General features: G+C 69.4%; 22 protein-coding genes. 9 read left to right on the top strand and 13 right to left on the bottom strand.

Features of this window, described 5'->3' with window-relative positions:
• Positions 1-23: 23 nt before the first annotated feature.
• The 6 genes from F784_RS0105420 to gap all read right to left on the bottom strand — a co-directional run bounded on the left by F784_RS0105420 (position 24) and on the right by gap (position 6,288).
• Positions 24-761 (bottom strand): 2-phosphosulfolactate phosphatase, encoded by a 738-nt coding sequence (locus tag F784_RS0105420; RefSeq protein ID WP_019585697.1) that lies wholly within the window; start codon positions 759-761, stop codon positions 24-26.
• Positions 754-1,641, bottom strand: coding sequence for a PhzF family phenazine biosynthesis isomerase (locus F784_RS0105415; protein ID WP_019585696.1), 888 nt, complete (start codon positions 1,639-1,641; stop codon positions 754-756). Before F784_RS0105415 ends, F784_RS0105420 begins: the two co-directional genes overlap by 8 nt.
• 128 nt (positions 1,642-1,769) lie before the next feature.
• Positions 1,770-3,122: an asparagine--tRNA ligase gene (asnS, locus tag F784_RS0105410; protein WP_019585695.1), complete on the bottom strand. Its 1,353-nt coding sequence runs from the start codon at positions 3,120-3,122 to the stop codon at positions 1,770-1,772.
• A 97-nt stretch (positions 3,123-3,219) separates the two neighbouring features.
• On the bottom strand, positions 3,220-3,960 hold the full coding sequence (gene tpiA / locus F784_RS0105405) for a triose-phosphate isomerase (RefSeq protein ID WP_019585694.1): 741 nt from the start codon (positions 3,958-3,960) through the stop codon (positions 3,220-3,222).
• Between the two features lie 79 nt (positions 3,961-4,039).
• The gene (locus tag F784_RS0105400) at positions 4,040-5,209 is read right to left on the bottom strand and encodes a phosphoglycerate kinase (RefSeq protein WP_019585693.1); all 1,170 of its coding nucleotides are present in this window, start codon (positions 5,207-5,209) and stop codon (positions 4,040-4,042) included.
• 83 nt (positions 5,210-5,292) lie between these two features.
• On the bottom strand, positions 5,293-6,288 hold the full coding sequence (gap, locus tag F784_RS0105395; RefSeq protein ID WP_019585692.1) for a type I glyceraldehyde-3-phosphate dehydrogenase: 996 nt from the start codon (positions 6,286-6,288) through the stop codon (positions 5,293-5,295).
• A gap of 175 nt (positions 6,289-6,463) precedes the next feature.
• On the opposite strand from gap, the gene F784_RS0105390 reads away from it, so the two are divergent.
• The 6 genes from F784_RS0105390 to F784_RS0105365 all read left to right on the top strand — a co-directional run bounded on the left by F784_RS0105390 (position 6,464) and on the right by F784_RS0105365 (position 11,044).
• A complete protein-coding gene (locus F784_RS0105390) occupies positions 6,464-6,820 on the top strand; it encodes a DUF2946 family protein (protein WP_019585691.1) in 357 nt (118 codons plus the stop codon).
• 78 nt (positions 6,821-6,898) lie between these two features.
• Positions 6,899-7,351, top strand: a complete 453-nt coding sequence (locus F784_RS0105385; protein WP_019585690.1) for a DUF1775 domain-containing protein — start codon at positions 6,899-6,901, stop codon at positions 7,349-7,351.
• Between the two features lie 47 nt (positions 7,352-7,398).
• Positions 7,399-7,797, top strand: coding sequence for a copper resistance CopC family protein (locus F784_RS0105380; RefSeq protein ID WP_019585689.1), 399 nt, complete (start codon positions 7,399-7,401; stop codon positions 7,795-7,797).
• Between the two features lie 10 nt (positions 7,798-7,807).
• The gene (locus F784_RS0105375) at positions 7,808-8,614 is read left to right on the top strand and encodes a CopD family protein (RefSeq protein WP_019585688.1); all 807 of its coding nucleotides are present in this window, start codon (positions 7,808-7,810) and stop codon (positions 8,612-8,614) included.
• Between the two features lie 61 nt (positions 8,615-8,675).
• Positions 8,676-10,088: an aspartate kinase gene (locus tag F784_RS0105370; protein ID WP_019585687.1), complete on the top strand. Its 1,413-nt coding sequence runs from the start codon at positions 8,676-8,678 to the stop codon at positions 10,086-10,088.
• The gene (locus F784_RS0105365) at positions 10,085-11,044 is read left to right on the top strand and encodes a PIG-L deacetylase family protein (protein WP_019585686.1); all 960 of its coding nucleotides are present in this window, start codon (positions 10,085-10,087) and stop codon (positions 11,042-11,044) included. Before F784_RS0105370 ends, F784_RS0105365 begins: the two co-directional genes overlap by 4 nt.
• 17 nt (positions 11,045-11,061) lie before the next feature.
• On the opposite strand, the gene F784_RS0105360 is transcribed toward F784_RS0105365, so the two are convergent.
• Positions 11,062-12,330: a hypothetical protein gene (locus F784_RS0105360; protein ID WP_019585685.1), complete on the bottom strand. Its 1,269-nt coding sequence runs from the start codon at positions 12,328-12,330 to the stop codon at positions 11,062-11,064.
• 146 nt (positions 12,331-12,476) lie between these two features.
• A complete protein-coding gene (locus F784_RS0105355) occupies positions 12,477-13,157 on the bottom strand; it encodes a phosphatase PAP2 family protein (RefSeq protein WP_019585684.1) in 681 nt (226 codons plus the stop codon).
• A gap of 150 nt (positions 13,158-13,307) precedes the next feature.
• On the opposite strand from F784_RS0105355, the gene F784_RS25980 reads away from it, so the two are divergent.
• Positions 13,308-13,496: a hypothetical protein gene (locus F784_RS25980; RefSeq protein ID WP_157465030.1), complete on the top strand. Its 189-nt coding sequence runs from the start codon at positions 13,308-13,310 to the stop codon at positions 13,494-13,496.
• A 503-nt stretch (positions 13,497-13,999) separates the two neighbouring features.
• Here F784_RS25980 and uvrC read toward each other — a convergent pair.
• Positions 14,000-15,850, bottom strand: coding sequence for an excinuclease ABC subunit UvrC (gene uvrC, locus F784_RS0105350; protein ID WP_019585683.1), 1,851 nt, complete (start codon positions 15,848-15,850; stop codon positions 14,000-14,002).
• Between the two features lie 97 nt (positions 15,851-15,947).
• Here uvrC and F784_RS0105345 point away from each other — a divergent pair, with 97 nt between their 5' ends.
• Positions 15,948-16,589 carry a histidine phosphatase family protein gene (locus F784_RS0105345; protein ID WP_019585682.1) on the top strand — a complete coding sequence of 214 codons (642 nt, stop codon included), beginning with the start codon at positions 15,948-15,950 and terminating at the stop codon, positions 16,587-16,589.
• A 3-nt stretch (positions 16,590-16,592) separates the two neighbouring features.
• Here F784_RS0105345 and bshA read toward each other — a convergent pair whose 3' ends face one another.
• A complete protein-coding gene (gene bshA / locus F784_RS0105340; protein ID WP_019585681.1) occupies positions 16,593-17,738 on the bottom strand; it encodes an N-acetyl-alpha-D-glucosaminyl L-malate synthase BshA in 1,146 nt (381 codons plus the stop codon).
• Positions 17,739-17,871: 133 nt separating this feature from the next.
• Between bshA and F784_RS0105335 the strand changes: the two genes are divergently transcribed.
• Positions 17,872-18,717, top strand: coding sequence for a DegV family protein (locus tag F784_RS0105335; RefSeq protein ID WP_019585680.1), 846 nt, complete (start codon positions 17,872-17,874; stop codon positions 18,715-18,717).
• Positions 18,718-18,721: 4 nt separating this feature from the next.
• Here the strand turns inward: F784_RS0105335 and F784_RS0105330 are convergent, their stop codons facing one another.
• From F784_RS0105330 to ileS, 3 genes are all read right to left on the bottom strand, one after another.
• Positions 18,722-19,492, bottom strand: a complete 771-nt coding sequence (locus F784_RS0105330) for a methyltransferase domain-containing protein (RefSeq protein ID WP_019585679.1) — start codon at positions 19,490-19,492, stop codon at positions 18,722-18,724.
• A gap of 120 nt (positions 19,493-19,612) precedes the next feature.
• The gene (locus F784_RS0105325; protein ID WP_019585678.1) at positions 19,613-19,807 is read right to left on the bottom strand and encodes a ChaB family protein; all 195 of its coding nucleotides are present in this window, start codon (positions 19,805-19,807) and stop codon (positions 19,613-19,615) included.
• Positions 19,808-19,919: 112 nt separating this feature from the next.
• Positions 19,920-23,201 carry an isoleucine--tRNA ligase gene (ileS, locus tag F784_RS0105320; protein WP_019585677.1) on the bottom strand — a complete coding sequence of 1,094 codons (3,282 nt, stop codon included), beginning with the start codon at positions 23,199-23,201 and terminating at the stop codon, positions 19,920-19,922.
• Positions 23,202-23,556: the final 355 nt, after the last annotated feature.

Below are 23,556 nucleotides of genomic sequence, written 5' to 3'. Positions count from 1 at the left end.
CGGGGCAGTGTACGCCTCCGGGGTCAGCCCGCCACATCCATGAATGCATCGCCCCGCAGGACGGGCACGGCGCGGCTCACGTTCAGTTCCGCCGCCAGCGCCATGTCCTCCGGAAAGCCGCGCTGGGTCAACTCCACTCCAGAAGCGCAGCCCGCCAGCACCTCCGGTAACCGCCCCCGCAACTCGCGGAAGACGGCCCTGGCCCCGACCGCCTCGGGAGAAGGGGAGAGCCCCAGCGCCTCCACCACCGCGCCTGCGCCCAGCAGGTCCTCCAGCGCGGGCCGCAGGGTGCCGTCCGGCCAGCGTTCCCCAGCCGGGACGATCAGCACGCGCTCGTGGCGTTCCTTCAGGACTTCGGCCACCGCCGCCGCGTTCCGCAGGCAAGCCGCGTACACCGCCGCGCCGCCCGCCTCCTGGGCCTGCGTGCAGAGCGTAGCCCCGTTGGGCGAGGGGAGGACCAGCCGCTCGCCCGCCCGCAAGCCCAGCAGCGACGTGGGGGAGAGGGAAGGCCCACCCGACCTGCGCTCCCCTGCCAGCCGCGCCCCACTTTCCCCGGCGAAGGCCGCCGCCCGCGCGTCCCGCCTGCGAAACGGCAGCACCACCGCGCCGCGCGCCGTAGCCACATCCACGCAGGTCGAAAAGGACAGCACGTCCACGACCACCACCGCAGCCGCGAGCGGGGCGAGGTGGGTCACGCCCGCCTCGCCCCATTCCAGCTGCACCTGGTATCCGGCCTGCGCCCAGAAGCTGCCCTCAGCCACGCGGCGTCCAGTAACCCTCGCGGTCGAGGGCGGCCCGGCCCCCCACCCGGACCTCCTGCACGACTTGCCCGGCGAGCGTCACCTCGACCTCCACCTCGCCGGGGGTGCCGAGCGTGTGGCCCTGGTACACCACGCCCGTCGCCCGGTCGCCCCGCACGGGCAGGCGGCCCTCGCGCGCCAGCAGGGCGAGGAGCGCGCCCGCCGCGCTGCCCGTCACTGGGTCCTCGGGGATGCCGACGGCGGGGGCGAAATCACGGGCGGCGAAGCGGTTGACGCCCATCGGCGCGTAGGCGTACACGCTGCACACGCCGAGCACGTCACTCAGGGCGTGGACACGGGTGAGGTCCGGTTCCAGCCCGTCCAGAATCACCGGGTCCACCAGCGGCACGAAGACGCTCCACAGGCCCGTACTCGCCGCCGCGAGGGGTAGCCCCCGGTGAATCATCCGCTCGTCGATGCCCAGCGCGTCGGCGAGTTCGCGCCGCAGGGTCCGCTCCACCGAGCGGCTTTCCATCCCCCGCTGCTTCATCCACACCCGCGTGGGCGTGCCCGAGTCCGATTCCAGCGTGAGGGGAATGCGGCCGACCAGCGTCTCCAGCACGAGCGGGCCATCCGCCCAGTGCCCGTTCTGCGCCAGCCGCAGCCCCAGGGCGACCGTCGCGTGTCCGCAGAAGTCGATCTCCTGCGTGGGCGTGAAGTACCGCACCCGCACCGCCCCGTCCCCCATCCGGGTCACGAAGACCGTCTCGGGCGCGTCCAGAAACGCGGCGAGGGCCTGCATCTCCGCCTCCGACAGCCCCCCGGCGTCCAGCACGACGCCCGCCCGGTTGCCGTGCCCCGGCGTGTCGGTGAACGCGCTCACCTCGCAATACGCGATCATAGCGGCACTCTAGCGTAGACAGCGGAACAAGACGAAATAAAAGTTTCACGAACAGTGACAAATGCGAATAAAATCACTAGGAGTGGAACAGCGAAGCCGGGCTGGAAACCCGGCTCAGGCGAGAGGTGTCAGGGCGCCATGCGCGTCAGCATTCGCGGGAAGGGGATCGCCTCGCGGATGTGGTCGATCCCGGTGATCCAGGCGATCACCCGTTCCAGCCCCATCCCGAAGCCCGCGTGCGGCACGCTGCCGAAGCGGCGCAGGTCGAGATACCACTCGAACGCCTCCAGAGGCAGGCCCTCGTGCTCGATGCGCGACCGCAGCAGGTCGTAGTCGTGGATACGCTGCGAGCCGCCGATGATCTCGCCGTAGCCCTCGGGGGCGATCATGTCGTCGCACAGGGCCAGGCGCGGGTCCTGGGGGTCGGGCTGCATGTAGAACGCCTTGATCGCCGCCGGGTACCGTTCGACGATCACCGGGCGGTCGAAGTGATACCCCAGGATCGTCTCGTGCGGGGCGCCTAAGTCGTCCCCCCACTCGACGGATTGCACGTCCGATTGCACGTTCGGCGGCAGGTCGCCGTCCTCGATGTGCTGCCGGATGATCTCCAGCGCCTCGGTGTAGGTCACGCGCGGGTAGTTCCCCTCGGCGGCGGGGCGCAGTCTCGACAGGTCGCGGCCCAGCGTCTCCAGCTCGGTCCCACACTCCTCCAGCACACGGCGCACGATAAAGCTCACGAACCGTTCCTGAAGGGCCATGTTCTCGACGTGGTCGCTCGGCGCAACTTCCGGCTCCACCATCCAGAACTCCAGCAGGTGTCGCCGCGTCTTGCTCTTCTCGGCGCGGAAGGTCGGCCCGAAGGTGTACACCTTGCCGAAGGCGAGGGCGCCCGCCTCGGCGTGCAGTTGTCCCGTCTGGCTCAGATATGCCTTGTCCTCCCCGAAGAGGTCGATCTCGAACAGTTCCGTCGTGCCCTCCGCCGCGTTCGGCGTGAAGAAGGGGGCGTCAAAGCGCACGAAGCCCTCCCCGTGGAAGAAGTCCACGATGGCCCGCTGCACGCAGTCGCGCACCCGAAGCACGGCCCACGGGCGGCGGTGCCGCAGCCACAGGTGCCGGTGGTCGAGCAGGAACTCGATGCCGTGTTCCTTGGGCGTGATCGGGTACTCGCCGCCGTTCTCCGGGTAGGGCGCGAGGTCCCGCACCGCGAGTTCCACCCCGCCGGGCGCCCGCTCGTCCGCGCGCACCTCGCCCGTCACCCGGACGGCCTGCTCCTGCGAGAGCCGCCTCGCCGCCTCGAAGACCTCCTCGGTCACGTCGTTCTTGAAGACGGTCGCCTGCACGAAGCCGGTGCCGTCGCGCAGTTTCAGAAACTGGATTTTCCCCTTGCCGCTCTTGTCGGTCAGCCAGGCGTTCACGTTGACGGTCTCGCCCACGTGCGCCTTCAGGTCGTTGATAGTTACATAAGTATCCGTCGCGGTCACGAGCGGAATTATAGGGGAGGGGGTGGAGGCAGCCCGCCGACGAAGGCCCAAAAGAAGACCCCACCCCGAGCCCAGGGTGGGGGAGAGCCGACCTCGCTCACTTCAGGGCGTCGTTCATCCCGATCACGTCCGCCACGTTCAGGCTCGCGCCGCCCACCAGCGCGCCGTTCACGTTCGGCTGGGCGCAGATGGAGGCGATATTGTCCGGCTTCACGCTGCCGCCGTACAGGACGCGGATGCTCCCGGCTGCCGAGCCGTACAGCCCCTCCAGCGCCCCGCGGATCGCGGCGGCCATCTCCTCCGCGTCCCCGGCGGTCGCGGTCCTGCCCGTACCGATGGCCCAGACGGGTTCATAGGCGACGACGAGTTCCGGCCCCACACCCTCCGTGCTGGCCCGGAGCTGGTCCAGGGTGAAGTTGACGTGCTCCCCGCGCTCGCGCACGTCCAGGCTCTCGCCCACGCAGACGATAGGCGTGAGCAGATGCGCCTGTGCCTGCCGCGCCTTGGCCGCCACCACCGCGTCCGTCTCGCTGTGGTACTGCCGCCGCTCGGAGTGCCCGACGATCACGTAGGTCGCGTTCACCTCGCGCAGCATCGCCGCGCTGATCTCGCCCGTGTACGCGCCCGACTCGTGCTGCGACACGTCCTGCGCGCCCACGTCCACCCCGCCGGGCAACGTCTCTTTCAGTCCCGGCAGATCGATGGCGGGGGCCATCACCGCGAGTTCAGTGTCGCCGCGCCTGTAGCCGTGCGCGAGTTCCCGCGCCCAGGCTTTGGCCTCCATCGGCGTCTTGTTCATCTTCCAGTTGAGAGCGAGCAGCGTTCTCGGCTTGGTCATGGTTTCTCCTGCAAGCGGGCAGCAAACGGCTTTCACAAAGGGCGCAGTAATTGCTTTTGGTTCTGACGGCTGCCCGTTCTCACTTCATCGCTTCCACGCCCGGCAGCGTCCGGCCTTCCAGCAGTTCCAGGCTGGCCCCGCCGCCCGTGCTGATGTGGCTGACCCGGTCGGCCTGCCCGCTCTTGTTGATCGCGCTGACGGAGTCGCCGCCGCCGATCACGGTATAGGCGCCGTCGCCCAACTCCGCGACCGCCTGGGCAATCGCGTTCGTGCCCCCCGCGAAGGCCGGGAACTCGAACACGCCGAGAGGCCCGTTCCAGAACACCGTCTTCGCGCCTTGAAGGGCCTCGGTATACGTCCGCACCGTCTCCGGCCCCGCGTCCAGCCCCTGCCAGCCGTCGGGAATGGCGTTGCTGGGCACAACCCGGGTCTGCGCGTCCTCCGCGAAGCGGTCGGCGGCGATCACGTCCACCGGGAGCATGATCTTCTCGCCGTACTCGCTCAGCAACCTCCGGGCGAGGTCAAGCTGGTCATCCTCGTGGATGGAGTCGCCGATCTGGCCGCCCTGGCTCTTGATGAAGGTGTAGGCCATCCCGCCGCCGATCAGCATGCGGTCCACGCGCGGCAGCAGGTTCTCGATCACCTTGATCTTGTCGCTGACCTTCGCCCCGCCGATGATGACGACGTAGGGCCGCGCCGGGTTTTCCAGCAAGCGCGAGAGCGCCTCCACCTCAGTCTCGAGGAGCAGGCCCGCCGCGTGCGGTAGATATTGCGCCACGCCACTCACAGAGGCGTGTGCCCGGTGCGCGCTCCCGAAAGCGTCCAGCACGAAGGCGTCCCCCAACTGCGCGAGCCTCCGCGCGAGCTCCGGGTCGTTCTTCTCCTCGCCCGCCTCGAAGCGCACGTTCTCCAGCAGGGCGACCTCGCCGGACTGCAGTTCCTGCACCTCCCGCAGCGTCTCCTCGCTCGACGGCAGCGAGCCGATGAAGCGCACGTCGCGTTTAAGGGCTCGCTCCAGTACGGGGGCGACCGGCCGCAGGCTGTACTTCTCCTCCGGCCCGCCCTTGGGCCGCCCGAAGTGGCTCATCAGCACCACGGAAGCGCCGCCGTCCAGCAGCCGCTCCAGGGTGGGCAGACTCGCCGTGATCCGCGTGTCGTCCTGCACCGCGCCGTCCTTGACGGGCACGTTGTAATCGACGCGCACCAGAACGCGTTTGCCCCGGGTGTCCAGTTGATCGAGGGTTCGCATGGTTCCTCCTTGGGTGATCAGCGATCAGCCGTCAGCCGTCAGCCGTAATCGCTGAAAACTGACGGCTGACGGCTGACAGCTTCTTAGACGCCCTTTTCCTGCACCAGTTGCACGAGGTCGGCGATGCGGTTGGAGTAGCCCCACTCGTTGTCGTACCAGGAGAAGAACTTCACCAGGTTGCCCATCGCCATCGTGAGGCCACCGTCGATGATCGCGGAGTGCGGGTCACCCACGATGTCCTGAAGGACGATGGGGTCCTCGGTGTACCGGATGATGTTCCTGTACTGGCCCTCGGCGGCCTGGCGGAACACGTCATTGACCTCCTGCGCGGTCACGTCGCGGCCCAGGATGACTACCACGTCGCTGATCGAGCCGACCGGGGTGGGCACGCGCAGCGAGGTGCCGTCGAACTTGCCCTTGAGCTTGGGGTACACCTGCGAGACCGCCTTGGCCGCCCCCGTGCTCGTCGGGATGATGTTGATCGCGGCGGCGCGGGCGCGGCGCAGGTCCTTGTGCGGCAGGTCCAGCACGCGCTGGTCGTTCGTGTACGAGTGGACGGTCGTCATGATCGCCTTCTCGATGCCGAAGGCCTCGTCGAGGATCTTCATGGGGGCGCCCAGGCTGTTGGTCGTGCAACTCGCGTTGGAGATGATGTTGTGGTTCTTGGGATCGTAATCCTGCTCGTTCACGCCAAGAACGACGGCGAAGTCCTCGTTCTTGGCGGGCGCGGTGATGATGACCTTCTTCGCGCCGCCCTGGAGGTGCTTGCTCGCGCCCTCGCGGTCGGTGAAGATGCCGGTCGACTCGATCACGATGTCGGCCCCCATCTCGCCCCACGGAATCGCGGCCGGGTCACGCTCGGCGAGCGCGGCGATGCGCTGGCCGTTCACGGTGAGGGCCTCCTCGTCGTACTCGACCGTGCCGGGAAAGCGTCCGGCAGTCGAGTCGTACTTCAGCAGGGTCGCCAGCGTCTTGTTGTCGGTCAGGTCATTGATCGCCACGACCTCCACGCCGCGCTCGACCAGGTTGCGGAACACCAGACGCCCGATGCGGCCGAAGCCGTTGATGCCTACCTTCATTTCTGTGCCTCCTCGTGAACCTGCGGTCGCCCGCCCCTCGCGGGCACGCCACCAACCACAAATGTAACCCACCTCCGCCTCCTGTGCCTTGGTGTGTTCTGGACACCAAAGGAAGGGTGAATGGAATGGGGGCGCTGGGAGCCGTGTCCCCGCCCTTGCGCCCTACAATGCGCCCGTGCCCCCCCTGCGCTGGACCCGCCGCGTGCGACTGCTGGCCGCGCTGCTGACGCTGGTCGCGGGGCTGGCTTACCCGCTACGGAGCCTGCCCGACCTGTCGCCGATGGGTGTCCAGGCTCATCACGAGGATTCGTGCGGCAGCATGACGCCCGGGCCTGGGTCCCCTCCGGGAATGACCCACGACGCCCACTGCCTGTTCTGCCTGACCGGGGCCTTTTCCGATGTGCCGCAGGCGTCCCTCCCCGTGCCTCCCGGGGTGGAGCGCCTGGCTCATACCCTGCCGCCCGCGCCTCGTGCCGCACACGCCTTCGCGGCCCACGCGGACGCCCGCGCCCCACCCCGCGCGTCGGCCTGAAGTCCCGCACCCAATCCGACCTTCCGAGGGACGCCCTTTCCACGGGCGCCGACCTCCCGCTCACCCACTGGAGAATTCATGCCCCAGTTCCGCCGTTGCCTGCCCCTCTTCCTCGCCCTGCTCCTGCCCGTCGCTGCCGCACACGCCACGGTTCGCACCGAGACGGGCCTCGCCGAGAGCAAGGCCAGCGCCTCCGAGACCTACCGCCTGGGCGTCCCCACCGAAAAAGAGGTCGCCACCACTCAGGTTCGCCTCGTCGTCCCGGCGGGCCTGACGATCACCCGCTTCCAGGTCATGCCCGGCTTCACCCGCACAGTCAAGCTCAACGACGCCGGGCTGGTGACCGAGGTGACCTGGCGGGGGCGTATCGCGCCGATGGAATACGCCCGCTTCTTCTTCCAGGCGCGCAACCCGGAACAGGCGGGCACCCTGAGCTGGAAGGTGTACCAGACCTACGCGGACGGCTCGGTCGTCGCCTGGGACGACACCGACCCCGAGAAGACGCCCGCAAGCAAGACCACCGTCAAGTAAATGCCCGGGGGAGAGGTCCCGCGCCCTCCCCTCCCGAAAGGACTCCCATGCGCTTTCTGCTCCCCCTGATCGCCGCCCTGACGCTGGGCTCCGCGCTCGCCCACACCGAGGTGACCTCGGTGACGCCCGCCGCAAATGCCCGGGTGACCGCCCTCAAAACCGTCACGCTGACCTTCGACGAGCCCATCAACCTGCGCTTCTCGACCTTCAAGGTGGTGCCCCTGCCCGCCGGGGCGGACGTGGAGAAGACGGTCGCTGCCGCCCTCGCCCGCAAGGACGACGCGGCCATGCGGGCCGACACGGCACCGAAGTTGACCGGGATGGCCGCCCGTGTCCGGCTGCCGCTACACGCGGGTCTGAAACCCGGCGCCTACCTCATCGTCTGGCACATCCTCTCGGATGACGGGCACCCGGTCAGCGGGCATTCCGTCTTCCGGGTGGGCTGAGCCGCGACCCATGCTCCCCGCCCTGGCCGCCGCCGGGTTCCTGACCGCGCTGGGCACGCTGCTCCTGGTCGGGGGCGCCTTCGCCCGCCGCGCGTTCACGCCCGCCCATCCCCGTCCGGGCTGGCTGGCGCTGGGGTTCGCGCTGCTGGTGCTGGGGGCGGCGCTGGAGGTCGGCTGGACGCTGAGCGACCTCGGCTTCCTGACCTTCCCGGACGTGCTCGCCTACGTCACGACGACCGCGCCGGGCCGCGCCGCCCTAACGGCGGTGATGGGGGGGGCGCTCCTCCTCGCCGCCGAGCTGTCCGGCTGGCCCGGATGGTTGTCAGTTCTGCCCGCCGCCCTCTTCCTGTGGGGGGTGGCGGGGGAGGGGCACGGCGGGTCGCACGGCCCCGGCACCCGGGTTCTCACCGTCCTGCACGTGGGGGCGATGGGCGTGTGGCTGGGCGGGGTTCTGGCCCTGCTGACCGTACCCGGGCCCACCCCCGCCCTCGCTCGGCGCTTCACGCCCGTCGCCCTGACCTGCGTGGCCCTTCTGGTGGGCACGGGCATCCTGCTCACCGTGCGGCACGCCGGAAACCTCCTCGCGCTTCCGGAGAGCCTGTACGGGCGGACCCTGCTCGTCAAGCTGGGCGTGGCGGCCCTCACCCTGCTTGCCGCCGTGCTCGTGCGCCGCGCCTTTGCCCGGGGGCGGGCCGTGCGCCGCCACCTCGCCCTGGAGACGCTGCTGCTGCTGGGTGTGCTGGGCGTGTCCGCCGCGCTGGGCACCACCTCTCCGCCCACGCACGGGGAGCACGCCCATACCACCGCCCCGCCCTGAGCCGCGCCCCCTGCCCAGACGCCCGTTCCGGTCCCCGGGAGCGGGCGTCATACTGTGGCCCATGGCGTATGCGCTCCTCGTGATGAAGTTCGGCGGCACCAACATGCAGGACGCGGCGGCGATCCGCCACAGCGCGACCCTCGCGGCGCGGAGCATCAGGGAAGGCGTGAGGGTGGTCGTGGTCGTCTCCGCGATGGCCGGGGTCACGAACGGGCTGCTGCGGCTCGCCGACGCCGCCCAGGGCGGGGACATCGCGGCGGCCAACGACGAGATCGCGGCGATGCGGACCCGCCACTTCGCGGCGGCGCAGGAACTCGGCGCCGCGCCCGACTCCGCCGCGGTGCGCGAGATCCGCGAGCTGCACGAGACGTTGCGCCAGGCCATCTACGGCGTCTACCTGTTGCGCGAACTCACCCCCAGGAGCCGCGACCTCATCGTGGCCTTCGGCGAGCGCCTCAGCGCGCCCCTGATGACTCTCGCGCTGGAGGGCCAGGGCCTGCGCGCCCACCACCTCACCGGCGGGCAGGCGGGCATCACGACGGACGCCCACTTCGGCAACGCCCGGCCCCTCCCCGGCACCTACGCGCGCATCCGCGACCGCTTGGGCGCCGTGCTCGACGCAGGGGTCACGCCCGTCGTGGCGGGCTTCATGGGCGAGACCGAGGACGGCACGATCACCACCCTGGGCCGCGGCGGCACCGATTTCTCGGCCACGATCATCGGCAAGGCGCTCGGCGCCGATGAGGTCTGGGCCTGGAAGGACGTGGACGGCGTGATGAGCGCCGACCCCCGGGTGGTGAAAGATGCCCGCAACATCGAGGTCCTGAGCTACGGCGAGGTGATGGAACTCGCCTACTTCGGCGCCAAGGTCCTTCACCCCCTGGCGGTCACGCCCCTGCGTGAGAGCGGCATCCCCCTGCGGGTCAAGAGTGCGGCCGACCCCGATTTCCCCGGCACGCTGGTGCAGGAGGCCGCCCACAACGAGACCGGGCACCCCGTCAAGGCCGTCACCGCCATCCGCCAAGTCAGCCTGATCAACGTGACGGGCGCGGGTGTCCTCGGCGTGCCGGACGTCGTCGCCAGCCTGTTTGGCGCCATCGCCCGCGAGAACATCACCCTGCTGATGGTGTCCCAGTCGAGTTCCATGAGCAACGTCTCGCTCGCGGTGCAGAGCGTGGACGCGGGGCGGACGCTGGCCGCGCTGCGCCGCACGGTGACGATGGAGCTGAACGTCGAGGAGCAGCCCGGCGTGGCCGTCCTCGCCATCGTGGGGGCGGGGATGCGCGGCCAGAAGGGCGTGGCGGCGCGGCTCTTCGGGGCGCTCGCCCGCAGCGACGTGAACATCCTGATGATCAGCCAGGGGTCCTCGGAGCTCAACATCAGTGTCGCCATCGAGGGCTCGCAGGTCGAGGGGGCCACCCGCGCCGTCCACGCCGCCTTTCAGCTCGGCGAGCCCGCAGCGGCGGCCGATTGATCACCGGGGTGTTTCGCCAGCGCGCCGCGATCCTGACGGCTATTCTGCTGCTCGTCGCCGCTTACGCCATCAACGCGACCGGTGCCCTGCGCCTCTTCTACCCGCGCGCCGTGGGTGAGGTGGCCGTCCTCCCCGCTGCCCCACCCTACCGTGCCGGGCAGCGGGTTCTGGTCGTCTCGCCCCACCCGGACGACGAGACGCTGTGCTGTGCGGGGAGCATCCAGCAGGCCCTGGCGGCGGGCGCCCAGGTCTGGGTGGTCTGGTTGACCAGCGGCGACGGCTTCGAACTCGACGCCCTCCTGCTGGAGCACGCGCCCCGGCCTACCGGGTCCCCCCTCGCCGGGCTCGGCAGGCGGCGCATCGGGGAGGCCCAGCGGGCGATGGCGGCGCTGCATGTCCCGCCGAGTCACCTGATCTTCCTGGGCTACCCCGACCGGGGCCTGCTCCACCTCCTGCGCGAGAACCACGACCGGCCTTACACCTCGCGCTACACCCGCGCCACCCGGGTGCCCTATGCCCAGGCCTTCTCGCCCGGCGCCCCCTACATGGGCCGCGAACTGGAACGCGACCTGGGGCGGGTCCTCGACCGGGTGAAGCCCGATCTGGTCCTCGCCCCCAGCGTGCGGGACGCGCACCCCGACCACCGGGCCACGAGTGACTTCATCACCCGGCTGCTCACCGCAAGGGGCCAGGAAAGCCGCCTGCGCTTCTGGATCGTCCACGGCGGCCTGGAGTACCCGCTGCCCAAGGGGCTGCACGAGCAGCTCCCGCTGCTGATTCCCCCGCGCGGCCGCCACCTCGCCTGGCAGCGCCTAGACCTCACCGAGGGGGAGGAGGAGGGCAAGCTGCGCGCGCTGCGCGAGCACCGCTCGCAGATGAACGTGATGGCCCGCTTCCTGCTCGCCTTCGTCCGCGAGAACGAACTTCTGACCCCCCAGGCGGCGCCGCGCCGCTGAGAGCCGGAACTACGGAACTACTGGTCCAGCCCCAGCCCCAACCGCAGCCCCGCCGCCTTCACCCGCGCCAGCCAGTTCGCGTACTCCTGCCGCTCCACGCTCTGGGTCACGCGGGTGGGCAGCGCGCGGTTGCCGGTGCAGCCCTTGACCGTCACGCCGTTTTTCGTCCAGCTCGCCGGGCAGTCGGGGAACCACCAGTTGTTGGTGCTGTTTCGGCCGCGCAGCGGGGTCTCCCAGCGCACCAGGTTGTCCCGCGCCGAGTTGTTGTAGAAGGTGCCGTGCTTGCGGTTCCCGTTCAGGTCCCAGACGTACAGCCCCACCCCCTGGGTGCCGATGGGCCGCCCGTCGGGCAGGTAGCCGCTCGACAGGATGCGGTTCTCGTAGGCCTGGATGTCGTGGCCCGCCGAGATGGCGATGCCCTGATTCCCCGTGTTGATCACCACGTTGCGGTACGCCCTGATGTAGGCGTTGGCGTCGCGCAGGTTCTTCGTGCCGCCGTCCGCCAGGTTCATGCCGCCGCCGCTGTAATGCCCGTCGGTGGGCCGGGCCGGGTAGGCGCCCTGGATGTAGTTGTTGTGAATCAGGATGGACGAGTCGGGCACCCCGCTGGAGAGGAACATGGAGATGACCTCCTCGGGGCGGCTCTTGCCCGGCTCGTTGATCACCTCGTTCCAGGCGATCTCCGCCCCGGCCAGCCGCTGCACCCCGTTGAACTGCACGAACTGCACCAGCCGCGCCCGGTCGAGGGAAAAGGTGTTCGGCCCGGTGCTGTACCGTCCGTCGATGTTCCTGGCCCGGTTGCGGCGAATCTTGATCGTCTCGCCGCGCGCCGCCGTCCCCCGGTAGTCGCGGAAGTACATCCCCGAGGTGCCCACCAGCTCGTTGTTCTCGACGACCGCGCTCTTGAATTCCTCCAGGTGCAGGAAGCGGCCGGGGTAGCGGTACTCGGAAAGCGGGCGGCCCGGGTTGAGCGCGATCCCCTTGGTGCGCCGGATGGTGACCCGCGCCCCCTGAAAGACGCTCTTGATGAGGGTCCCCTTGCCCTGAATCACCGAGTCCTCAATGATCACGGGGTCCGAGGTCTTGATCAGGACCGCGGACTTGTCGGGGTCGAGGCTCTGCCAGTTGCCCCGGTACGTCCCCCCGCGTTGAATCACGATGGGTCCGCTGAACTGGGGCGTGGCCGCCCTGGCCGCGCCCTGGGCCAGCGCCTCTCCCGGCAGGCTGACGGCCAGCAGCGGGAGCAGGAGGGCGAGCAGGGCGGCTTGCCGGGGAGCAGGAGTCATTCAGGTCATTCTAGCGTGTCCACCGCTCCTCCCCGGACACAGTTATGAGCATATCCTTCCTTCACTCTGCCTTGTCCGCGGGGCGACACGCCACACTTGGGGCCGGTCGACTGCACTACGTTCCAGCGGCGCCCGGCCGGGTGGGCTCAGCGCGTGTCCCGCTCGCCCCTGGGGGAGCGCCGCAGCCGCGGCCAGCGCTGCCCCAGGATCAGGTACAACCCCGTCACCCAGACCGCCGACGCGGCGAAGCCCGCCAGCACATCGCTGGGGTAATGCACCCCCAGGTAGTTGCGGCTCAGTCCCACCGCAAGTGCCCACACCGCCCCCAGCACCGCGGCGGGCCACCCCACCCGCGAGCGCCAGAACACCAGAGCGAGGGCGAAGCCGAAGGCCATGTTGCTCATCGCGTGGCCGCTGGGAAAGGAGTACCCCGGCTCGACCAGCACGGCCCCGAGTTCGTCCGGGCGGGGCCGCTGGAAGATGACCTTCGCCAGCACGTTCAGCAGGGTCGCCCCGCCCACGGCGGCAGCCAGGAACCAGGCGTGGGCCCGCGCCCCCACCCGCACGAGCCCGAGCGTGATCGCGGCGGTCACGAGCGGCAGCAGTGGCACGCCCCCCAGCAGCGCGAGCGCCCGCGCCAGGCGCGTCAGCTCCGGCGTTCGGTGCGCGGCGTACCACGCCAGGACGCTCCGGTCCCACGGGTAGCCCCCCTCCCGGAACACATCCTTCGTCAGGTCGGCGAGCAGCAGCAGGGGCAGGAGAATCCCCAGCAGCAGCAGGGCGAGCCGTGTCCAGTGGCGGGCGAGCAGGTGCGGGAGGCGGCGCATCCCCCCCACTCTAGGCCGGGTGCGCGCGGCCCCTCCGCCATTCGGCCCACGCGGCCTGCGCCACCCCGCCGATGCCCGGCCAGGGTCCCTGGGCGCACCATGGGGGCAGCCGGGAAGCTGGAGTGCCGAGCGGCGGAAAGGAAAGCAACCATGACCTCTCTTCATCCTGCCAACGCTGAGCTGCACCTTCGTCTTCACCGTGATCGCGCCGAAGCTCTCCGCGCCGAGGCCCAGCGTGAGCGCCTGGCCCGGGCTGCCCACCCTGAGCGGCACGCGCCGTCCCGCCTCGAAGTCCTGTTGAGCGCCCTTCACCTGCGCCCGCGGGTCCGCCCCGCATGATCGGCTGTGTCTTTGTAGAGCACCGCCCCCTCCGCTGACGAGGGGGCGGTGCTCTTTGGCCTGCGGTGGCATGATTTGGACTGGGTTTTGGGGTTTGATCGGCCAGTTTGCCCCCACCCCCCTACCCCCAGTGGGGGCAGGGGGGAGCGGCGCTGCGCTCGGCAAGTGGCCTGCCCGCCGCGCCCGTGGTCGCTTTTCTCCACGCGCAAGGTTTGATCTTGCTGTTCGCCGAGTCGTGGGCCCATCGTCTCGCTGCGCGAGCAAGGCGGGTGAAGGCCGTGCGAGTGCGAGCTGAGGGCAGGCATGGGCCGTCCACAAGAGACGGTTTTAAAGAGCAAGAGCCTTGCGCTGTTCCTCCTCCCCCCCTTGTGGGGGAGACTGGGACTCGCAGAACTCCTTGCAGAGGGGGTGGCAAGCGTCAGCTTGCCCCGCTCAACGCAGCGGGACGGGTCGGAAGTGGAAGGTCATCCCACTGCCGCACAGCCTTGAGCCCTGTCCACTCCTCAAACCGGCGCTTCGTTCGCCACCCGCTGCGCCAGGAAATCCTTCACGCTCTGTGCCGCACGCAGGTTCATGCCAGGCACGCGGGCGATCTGTTCGACCGGCGCCCCTGCCAGGTCCTCCAGCGAGGTGAAATGTTCCAGCAGCGCATCCTTGCGTTTCTGGCCGATGCCCGGCAGATCGTCGAACACGCTGCGGAGCATGGCCTCCCCGCGCAGCTTGCGATGATAGCTCACCGCATAGTTATGGACCTCGTCGCGCACGCCGATGAGCATCCGCAGGGCCGGGTGGGAGTGCGGCAGCAGCAACTCACGGTCCACGCCGATCTCCGTGCCCGCCTCCAGCCACCACTGCGCGCCGTACCGCCCCGGCAGGACGATCCGCTCCTCCCGCTTGGCGAGGCCAACGACCGGGAGCTGGATGCCCGCCTCCTTCAGGGCGTCCAGCGCCGCGTTCACCTGCCCGCGCCCGCCGTCGATCAGGATCAGGTCGGGGAGGGGCAGCTTGTCGCTCAGGCTGCCCGTGAAGCGGCGCGAGATCGTCTGCTTCATCGCCGTGTAATCGTCGGGGTGGTCCAGCCCCTTCACCTTGAAGCGGCGGTGTTCGCCCCGCCGCGCCCGCCCGCCCTCGAACACGACCATGCCGGAGACGATGTTCGTGCCGAAGAGGTTGGAGTTGTCGTAGCCCTCGATCCGCCAGGGTCGGTCGGGGAGTGCCAGCACCTCCCGCAGCGCGTCCAGGCCGGGGTGGTCGCCCCGCCGCTCCAGCAGCGCGAGTTCGGACTCCAGCCCGTTCTGCGCGTTGCGCTGCGCCATGTCCACGAGGTCCACCTTGTCGCCCCGCTTGGGCGTCCGCATCTCGACCCGGTGCCCGGCCTTCTCACTGAGGAAGGCGCTCCAGACCGGCGCGTCCTCGAACTCGGCGGGCAGCAGGATCAGCGGCGGCACGTGGGTCGCCTGTGAGTAGTAGTCCTGCACAAAGGCGCCCAGCACCTCGCCCACGTCGCCCCCGCCCTCTGCGTCGGTCAGGAAGCGCTTGTCGCGGCCCACCACTCGCCCGCCGCGCAGCCGGAAAAGCTGCACCATCGCATACTCGCCCGCCTGCGCGACCCCCAGGAAGTCCAGGTCCGTCTCCTCACTGACAAAGGCGTGCTGCTCGGTGCCGAAGAGCTTCTCGACGGCGTTCACCCGGTCGCGCAGCCTCGCGGCCTGCTCGAAGTCCTGCCCCTTCGCCGCGACCTTCATGTCCTCCTTCAGCCGGGCGACGACCGGGGCGGCGCGTCCTTCCAGCAAGGCTTTGACATCCTCCACCACCCGCGCGTAATCGTTCGGGTCCGCCGCGTCGATGCACGGCCCCAGGCAGCGCCCCATGTGGTAGTTCAGGCAGGGCCGGGGCTTCTTCTGGAGGGGCAGCCCCGAGTTCTTCCGCAGTGGGAACATCGTGTCGATCAGGTGCTTGACCCGCCGCACGGCCGAGGCGTCCGGGTACGGCCCGTAATAACTGCCCCCGTCCTTGAGGACTCTGCGGGTCACGACGAGCATTGGGAAATCCTCGTTCGTCAGCTTCAGGAAGGGGTAGTGCTTGTCGTCCTTGAGCAGCACGTTGTAGTGCGGGCGGTGCTGCTTGATGAGGTTGGCTTCGAGGATGAGGGCCTCGACCTCATTGCGCGCAGTGATGAATTCCAACTGGTCCGCGAGCGCCGTGAACTTGCCGCTCTTGCCGCCCGCCTTGAAGTGCTGCGCCACTCGGGAGCGCAGGTTCACCGCCTTGCCGATATAGATAGGCGTGCCCCCCTTGCGGAAGATGTACACGCCGGGCGCAGTCGGCAGCACGGGCAGGTCGTCGAAATGCATTACCCCCAGCCTAGGTCAAGTAGGGAAGCACAAAAGTGGGCTGTGGCCGCAGAAATCTTGGGACTTGATGGGTCGCGGCGTGACAGAATGGCGAGCCATGACCGACCCCACGCACCTCCTCCTGATCCGCCACGGACAGACTGCCAAGAACGCTGAGGGTCGTTTTCAGGGACACGACAACACCTCCCTCAATGCGACCGGGTGGACCCAGGCTGCCGCGCTCGCCCGCCATCTCGGCCTGATGAGATTTCCCGAGCCCGTGCTTCACACCAGCGACCTGCCGCGGGCCGTGCAGACCGCCGAGACCATCTCTGCCGAACTCGGCCTCCCCCTCAGCCCGCATCCCGACCTGCGCGAGATCGATGTGGGGGACTGGGGCGGCCAGACCTTTACCGAATTGCAGGGCACCCACCCCGAGGACTTCGCCCGCTGGCTGGGCGGGCACCCGGACTTCCGTTTTCCGAACGGCGAGTCTTTTTCCGAGGTCGCGGAACGCATCGTGCGGCACATCCAGGCCCACCTGCGCCCGGGCCAGACCCTCATCCTGGTCACGCACGGCGTCGCCATCAGCGCGGCGCTGAGCGAACTGCTGGCACTCGATTTTCAGAGCAACTGGGCCAGCCGCGCCACCCTACACGTGAATACCGCCCTGTCGGAACTCACCTGGGACGGCGAGAGTTGGCAGACGGTGCGGCTGGCCGACGCCTCGCATCTCCCGACCGAGACCGTGAAAGGCTGACCCTCACACCACCTGTCCCGCCACCGTCTGCGCGTACGCTGCGAGGTACTGCGGCACGATCCGGTCCGGGTGGAAGCGGGTGAGGGCCGCCCGCCGGGCCGCCGCGCCCATCGCCAGATACAGGTCGCGGTCGCGCAGGATCCGCAGCGCCGCGTCGGCCATCGCGTCCACGTCGCGGACCGGGGCGAGGAAGCCGGTCACACCGTCCTCCACGACCTCAGGGATGCCGCCCGCGTCGGAGGCGACGACGGGAACCTCGCAGCTCATCGCCTCCAGCGCGGCCAGGCCGAAGCTCTCCTGCGACGACGGCAGCAGGAACAGGTCGCTGATCCCCAGCACCGTCTGCACGTCCGGGAACGAGCCCAGGAAGTGCGTGCGCCCGGTAACGCCGAGCTGCCCGGCGAGTTCGACCGCTCGGGGCCGCTCGGGGCCGTCCCCCACCATCAGCAGCCGGGCGGGAATCTCGCTCGCCACCCGGGCGAAGACCTGCACCACGTCCTCCACCCGTTTGATGGGCCGGAAGTTGGAGACATGCACAATCAAGGCCTCGTCCGGGTGCGCGAAGCGGGCGCGCACGGCGGGGTCGGTCACGCGCGTGAAACGCCCCGAGTCCACAAAATTGTGAATCACCTCGATCTCGCGGTCCACGTCGAACACCTCGCGCGTCTGCGCCGCCAGGAAGTGCGACACCGCCGTCACGTGGTCGCTGCGCTCGATGGCGTGCCGGGTCGTGTGCCGGAAGGCGGGCTCGGCGCCCACCAGCGTCACGTCGGTGCCGTGCAGGGTGGTGATGACGCGGCTTCTCCCGGTGATGGCCCGAGCGTGGATCGCGGCGGTCGCGTGCGGAATCGCGTAGTGCGCGTGCGTGAGGCTCACGCCCTGCTCCAGGATGACTTCCGTCAGCGTGTTCGCCGCCGCGAGTTCCGGGTACGGCTGCTCGAACAGCGCGTAGGCGAAGCCGCTCACCTGGTGATAAAAAGGCCCCCCCACCCCCTGGTGCCCCGAGAGCCGGAACGGTACCGCCGGGCCGACGAAGTGGACCTCGTGCCCGGCTTGGGCGACCTTGAGCCCCAGCTCGGTGGCGACCACCCCGGAGCCCCCCGCCCCCACGTGGCACAGCACGGCAATCTTTTCTGGAATGGGCGCCATAACTGCCGAGTATAGGACCACCGGCCTCCTCTCCGCGCGGCGCTCACAGGTGCGTTCCGCGGCCGATCCAGGGCAGAGGCTACACGCCTCCTGTCAGAATCGTGTGCGCCCTCGCTGTCTAAGGTGGCCCCACATGCTCGCCATCGTCACCGACTCCACCTGTGATCTTCACCCCGATGTCGCCCGCGACTTCGGCCTGCGCGTCGTGCCGCTGCACGTGCTGCTGCGGGGCCGCTCCTTTCTGGATTGGCAGGACATCGACCCCGACGCCGTGTACGACCACCAGCGGGGGGGCGGCGAGGTGAGCACCCAGCCCGCCACGCAGGCGGCCTTCGAGGCGACCTACCGCGACCTCCTCGCCACGCACGAGGGCGTGATCAGCCTCCACCTCAGCGGGCAGCTCTCGGCCACGGCGGAACATGCCCGGCAGGCGGCCCAGGCCCTGAAGGCCGGAAGCCGGATTCAGGTCGTGGACAGCGGCCTGGCGTCCCTGCCGCTTGCCGAGGCGGCCATCGCGGCGTGTGAGGCGATCCGCGCGGGCGGCGACATGGCGGCCGCGCTGGGGGCGATCCAGGCCGTGCAGAAGGACCTCCTCGCCGAATTCACCGTGCCCACCCTGGAGTACCTGCGGCGGGGCGGCCGCCTCTCGCGCACTCAGGCCCTGATCGGCAACATGCTCGGCGTGCGGCCCATCCTGCGCTTCGACGAGGGCCGCCTCCAGCCGGTGCGGCGGGTGCGGGCCTCCCAGGCTGCACGTGACATCCTCGCGCAGCTTGAGGAACGCTTCGGCCGCGATCCCGTCGCCGTCACCATCGGGCACGCGGGGCGCGACCCCACCCGCATCGCTGAACTCAAGGCCGCGATAGACGCCAGCCGCCTGAACGTCGCCCGGGGCCGGGTGCAACTCATGGGGCCGGTCATCGGCGCCCACGTCGGCCCCGGCACCTATGGCCTGATGGCCCGGCCCCTGCTGGCCTGAGCTTTCACCCTCTGCGCGCCGTGAACAGCACCCGCGTGAAGGCGTAGAACACCCGCTCCCCCGGCCAGCGTTCCCGCAGCCTGCCCAGATACGCGGTGACGAACCGCTCCCCGTCCTCCGCACTCAGCCGCGATAGGTACGGTACGAGCGCCGTGCCCCGTGTCCAGTCCAGCACACCCTCCGCGCCGGGCAGCACCACCGGGTACACCTTGCTGATCGCCGTGATGTCCACCCCCCCCAGCTCGTCCAGCGTCTCGGCGTAGGCGGCCGGGGTCAGGACCGGCGAGGCCCCCTGCGCCGTGCCGAAGCGGGTGAACCCGCCGAGTTCCGCCGCGAACTCCTCCGCCGTCTCGGTCAGCAGGCGGTGGCTGCCGTGGTCGTGGTTGGCTGGGACTTGGACGGCGATCACCCCACCGGGCCGCAGGTGCCTCCAGAGCCCGAACAGCAGCGCCGCATGATCCGGCAGCCACTGGAGGGCCGCATTCGAGAAGAGCAGGTCGTACTCGCCCCCGAGGTCGAGAATGTCCCCACGCTCGAACTGCAGATTGGGCACGCCCCGCGCGTCCGCCCTCGCCAGCATCTCGGCGCTGCTGTCCAGCCCCATCACTTGCGCGGCTGGAAAACGCTCCGCAAGCCTCCGGGTGTGCTCTCCCGTCCCGCACCCCAGGTCCACGATGTCCCGGTAGGGGAGGTCGGGAATCAGGGCGAGCAGATCGCGGGCGGGTGCATCGCGCGCTTCACGGTGGCGGTGGTACTGCTCGGGGTCCCAGGTCATGGCTCAGCTTAACCAGCCTGGCCCTTAAGTGTACGTACCGGGGTGGTGACAAGTAGGACGGCAGAAGGGATTAATACAAAAGATAGTGAACCGACGGGACTGCTGACTCTCCATCCCGAGCTACTCGTCCTGCTCGCGCCGCTCCTTGTCCCCGGCCTTCTTGGCGGCAGCATGGGCCACGGCGAAGGCACGGTGTTCGTCCCCGCCGTATTCCTCCAGCGCCTTGTTGAACGCTTTCAGGAAAGCGTCCTTCTGATGGTCGTCGTACTGGTCCACCTGCGACTGCGGCAGGTCGGCGGCGCTGCGGTAGGGCATGAGCTCCTCCTGCCATCCATGCTGGGGGACGTTGCTGAGCCCCACGCCGCGGGTTCGTAAAGAAGGGCAAAGGGGCGGACGCCCACAGGCCCCGCCCCTCACCCCGCCCTGCTCAGAGCCGCGTCAGGTACGCCACGCCGCCCTCTACCTCCGCCGCATAGCCCTCGCCCGCGCCGAAATTCAGCTCGGTCGCCAGCACCTCCCCGGCGATGAAGTCGCGCCAGGTCCCGGCCGCCTCGCGGGCATCGCCCCCCAGGTCCAGGCTCAAACGGATGCGGTCCTGCACCTCGAAGCCCGCCGCCTTGCGCGCCTCCTGGATGCCCCGCACCAGGTCGCGGGCCAGGCCCTCCAGCACCAGCTCGCGCGTGAGGTGCGTGTCGAAGGCGACCAGGAACCCCCCGTCCTCCGCTGCCGCCACCCCTTCCGGCGCCCTCGCGTCCACCAGCACCTGTTCGGGCGTCAGCGTGAAGCTTTGCCCGTTCGCCTCCACGGTGAAGTTCTCGCCGTTCTGGACCGCGTGGGCGACCGCCGCCGCGTCCGCGTTTGACAGCGCCGCGCGAACCTGCGGCAGCGCCTTGCCGTATACCTTGCCCAACACGGGGAGGTTGGGGCGCAGGCTGTACTGCACGAGGTCCGTCACGCCCTCCAGGAATGTCACACCCTTGACGTTCAGTTCCTCCATGATCTGTTCCTGCGAGCGGCGCAGGGCGTCCGTCAGCTCCGGCGTACTCGCCCGCACCGTCGCGCTCGCTAGCGGTTGCCGGGTCTTGAGGTTATGGGTGCCGCGCACCGCCCGCCCCAGCTCCACCACCTTGATGACGGCGGCCATCTCGGCGGTCAGCCGCGCGTCCAGCCGCTCCCCCCGCACCTGCGGCCAGCGGGTGAGGTGAACACTCTCCGCCCCCTGCCCCCGTGTGAGGTTCCCGTACATTGCCTCCGCCAGGAACGGAGTGAAGGGTGCCGTGAGCTGCGAGACGGTCAGTAGCGCCTCGTGCAGGGTCGCGTAGGCGGCCACGTCCACCTGCCCGCCCTCACCCCAGAAGCGCGAGCGGTTGCGCCGCACGTACCAGTTGCTGAGGTCGTCCACGAAACGTTCCAGCGCCCGCCCACCTCCACGGGCGTCGTAGGCGTCGAGTGAGGCCGTCACGTCCCGCACCGTCTCCTCCAGCCGAGCGAGCAGCCAGCGGTCCATCTCGGGGCGGTCCTGAACGGCGGGCGCCCCCCCCATCCCCGGCTGATCCAGGTTCGCGTACAGCACGAAGAAGGAATAGACGTTCCAGACCGTGTTCACGTAGGAGCGCTGCGCCTCCGCCACCAGCCGCTCCGAGAAGCGCTTCTGGTCGCCCGGATCGGAGGCCATGAACATGTACCAGCGCACCGAGTCCGCCCCGTAGCGGTCGAAGAGCGGCAACGGCTCGACCACGTTCCCCTTGCTCTTGCTCATCTTCGCCCCGTGCTCATCGACGATGTGGCCCAGGCAGATCACGTTCCGGTACGCGGGCTGGTCGTACAGCATGGTGGCGATGGCGTGCAGGCTGTAGAACCACCCGCGCGTCTGGTCGATGGCCTCGCAGATGAAGTCGGCGGGGAAATGGCGCTCGAACTGCACCAGGTTCGCCTCGGTACCGGGAAGCGCCTGCTCGCCCGTCTCGTCCGTCAGCAGGTGCCACTGGGCGTAGGGCATGGAGCCGGAGTCGAACCACACGTCAAGCACCTCGGGAACGCGGTGGTACGTCTTGCCGCCTTGCTCGAAGGTGATGTCGTCGATGTACGGGCGGTGCAGGTCCAGTTCGGAGAGGTCCCGCCCTGTCAGCTCCGACAGTTCCGCCACGCTCCCCACCACGCGCAGGTCGCCGTCCTCGCTCATCCAGAAGGGGAGGGGCGTGCCCCAGTAGCGCTCGCGGGAGATCGCCCAGTCCACGTTCCCCTCCAGCCAGTTGCCGAAGCGGCCGTGCTTGATGTTCGCGGGAACCCAGTTGATCTGCTCGTTCGTCTCCAGCATCCGGTCCGCCACACTGTTCGTGCGGATGTACCAGCCCTTCTTGGCGAAGTAGAGGATGGGATCGCCCGTCCGGTCGTGGAAGGGGTAGCGGTGGCGCAGGGTGCCCGCGTGGAACATCAGCCCGCGCGCCTTGAGGTCGGCGATCAGCCCCTTATCGGCGTCCTTGAAGAATTTGCCACGCTCCCCCGTCACCCGCAGGATGCCGTGATCGTCCACGCCGAACATCAGCGGCACGCCGTACTTGCGCGCCAGCTCCAGGTCCTCCGCGCCGTACGCCGGGGCCTCGTGGGCCACCCCCGAGCCGTCCTGGGCCGAGACGAAGTCTGCCAGCGTGACGAAGTGCATGACCGGGTGGCCGTCGGCATCGCGCTCGTGAAGCTGCTTCAGCGCCCCCAGCTCCAACGCAACCTCCGGGAACGGCGGCTCGTACTCCACTCCCTCCAGGTCACGGCCCGGGAAGGAGGCGAGCACTTCCAGCGGCGCGGCGTTCTTGTGCAGACTGCTGAGGCGCTCCACCGCGTCCTGCGCGACGATGATCGTTCCGCCCTCGCCCCGCGCCACCACGTACGTCAGGTCCGCGTTCACCGCCGCGAGCGTGTTGCTCGGCAGCGTCCAGGGGGTCGTCGTCCAGACCACGAGCGCCAGGCCCTGCCGGTCCTCCTCGCTCAGCCCACTCAGCGCCGCCCGAGCCCTTTTCGGCAACGTGTCCCAGAGGATCGGGAAGCGCACATACACGGAGGGATCGTCCACCATGCGGTAGGAATCCACCTCGCCCAGCTCCGCTCGAGAGAGCGTCGTGCTGATGCGCGGACTCAGAGGCACGACCTTGTAGTCCTGCGCGATCAGCCCCTCCGCGTGCAGCCGCTTCAGCAGGTTCCACACGCTCTCCACGTAGCTGTTCTGGTAGGTGATGTACGGGTCCCGCAGGTCCACCCAGTACCCCAGCCGCTCGGTAAAGGCATTCCACTCCTGGATCGTCTCCCACACCGAGGTGCGGCACAGCCGGTTGAACTCCTCCAATTCAGCGCGGCTGGCCCCGTGGTTGCGGCCCAGCCACCCGAGCTTCTTCTCCACGCTGATCTCGACGGGGAGGCCGTGGGTGTCCCAGCCGCCCTTGCGGGTGACGTGATACCCCTGCATCACCTTGTAGCGGGGAAACAGGTCCTTGAACGACCGCGCCAGGACGTGGTGCAGCGCCGGTCGCCCGTTCGCGGTGGGCGGCCCCTCGTAGAAGACGTACTCGGGCTGCCCTTCGCGCCGCTCCTGGGTCTGCTCGAAGATGTGCTTCTCCTGCCAGAAGTTCAGGACGTTCGCCTCCAGCTCGCGGAAGCTGGGCTGAGAGGGCACCGGACGGAACAGGGGAGAGGTGGGTTTGGGTTCAGTGGTAGTCATGGAAGCCTCCAAGGGAAATTGGGAAAACAAAAGACAGCGCGTCCCAGACGGTATGCTGGGACGCGCCGGACAGCGTGTGCGCGTGGTACCACCCAACTTCGCCACGCTGCGGTGGCCTCGTTGCGCCCACTGTCGGGGGGCGTCCGGACGGGTCTACTCGGCCCTGAGCCTTTCTTCCGTCGGCGCGGGAGGGGATCTTCGGCGGGGGGCAGCTCGTCCGGCTCTCACCGTCCCGGACTCGCTCATGAGCGCTGTGCCCCGCGTACTCTTCTCGCGGTCGCCTTGAGTTGCTCACCCCCGGTGGGGGTAGCGCTCATGGTAGGCGCGCAGGATGACCTGGTCAATGCGCCAGGTG

The sequence above is a fragment of the Deinococcus apachensis DSM 19763 genome (assembly GCF_000381345.1).
Classification (GTDB): domain Bacteria; phylum Deinococcota; class Deinococci; order Deinococcales; family Deinococcaceae; genus Deinococcus; species Deinococcus apachensis.
This window is presented reverse-complemented; position numbering and strand designations above follow the sequence as displayed.

Coding starts and splice junctions, on each gene's coding strand:
- F784_RS0105415 (WP_019585696.1), bottom strand. CDS start 1,641: ATGATCGCGTATTGCGAGGTGAGCGCGTTCACCGACACGCCGGGGCAC.
- tpiA (WP_019585694.1), bottom strand. CDS start 3,960: ATGACCAAGCCGAGAACGCTGCTCGCTCTCAACTGGAAGATGAACAAG.
- F784_RS0105400 (WP_019585693.1), bottom strand. CDS start 5,209: ATGCGAACCCTCGATCAACTGGACACCCGGGGCAAACGCGTTCTGGTG.
- gap (WP_019585692.1), bottom strand. CDS start 6,288: ATGAAGGTAGGCATCAACGGCTTCGGCCGCATCGGGCGTCTGGTGTTC.
- F784_RS0105385 (WP_019585690.1), top strand. CDS start 6,899: ATGCCCCAGTTCCGCCGTTGCCTGCCCCTCTTCCTCGCCCTGCTCCTG.
- F784_RS0105380 (WP_019585689.1), top strand. CDS start 7,399: ATGCGCTTTCTGCTCCCCCTGATCGCCGCCCTGACGCTGGGCTCCGCG.
- F784_RS0105375 (WP_019585688.1), top strand. CDS start 7,808: ATGCTCCCCGCCCTGGCCGCCGCCGGGTTCCTGACCGCGCTGGGCACG.
- F784_RS0105370 (WP_019585687.1), top strand. CDS start 8,676: ATGGCGTATGCGCTCCTCGTGATGAAGTTCGGCGGCACCAACATGCAG.
- F784_RS0105360 (WP_019585685.1), bottom strand. CDS start 12,330: ATGACTCCTGCTCCCCGGCAAGCCGCCCTGCTCGCCCTCCTGCTCCCG.
- F784_RS0105355 (WP_019585684.1), bottom strand. CDS start 13,157: ATGCGCCGCCTCCCGCACCTGCTCGCCCGCCACTGGACACGGCTCGCC.
- F784_RS25980 (WP_157465030.1), top strand. CDS start 13,308: ATGACCTCTCTTCATCCTGCCAACGCTGAGCTGCACCTTCGTCTTCAC.
- uvrC (WP_019585683.1), bottom strand. CDS start 15,850: ATGCATTTCGACGACCTGCCCGTGCTGCCGACTGCGCCCGGCGTGTAC.
- F784_RS0105345 (WP_019585682.1), top strand. CDS start 15,948: ATGACCGACCCCACGCACCTCCTCCTGATCCGCCACGGACAGACTGCC.
- bshA (WP_019585681.1), bottom strand. CDS start 17,738: ATGGCGCCCATTCCAGAAAAGATTGCCGTGCTGTGCCACGTGGGGGCG.
- F784_RS0105335 (WP_019585680.1), top strand. CDS start 17,872: ATGCTCGCCATCGTCACCGACTCCACCTGTGATCTTCACCCCGATGTC.
- F784_RS0105330 (WP_019585679.1), bottom strand. CDS start 19,492: ATGACCTGGGACCCCGAGCAGTACCACCGCCACCGTGAAGCGCGCGAT.
- F784_RS0105325 (WP_019585678.1), bottom strand. CDS start 19,807: ATGCCCTACCGCAGCGCCGCCGACCTGCCGCAGTCGCAGGTGGACCAG.
- ileS (WP_019585677.1), bottom strand. CDS start 23,201: ATGACTACCACTGAACCCAAACCCACCTCTCCCCTGTTCCGTCCGGTG.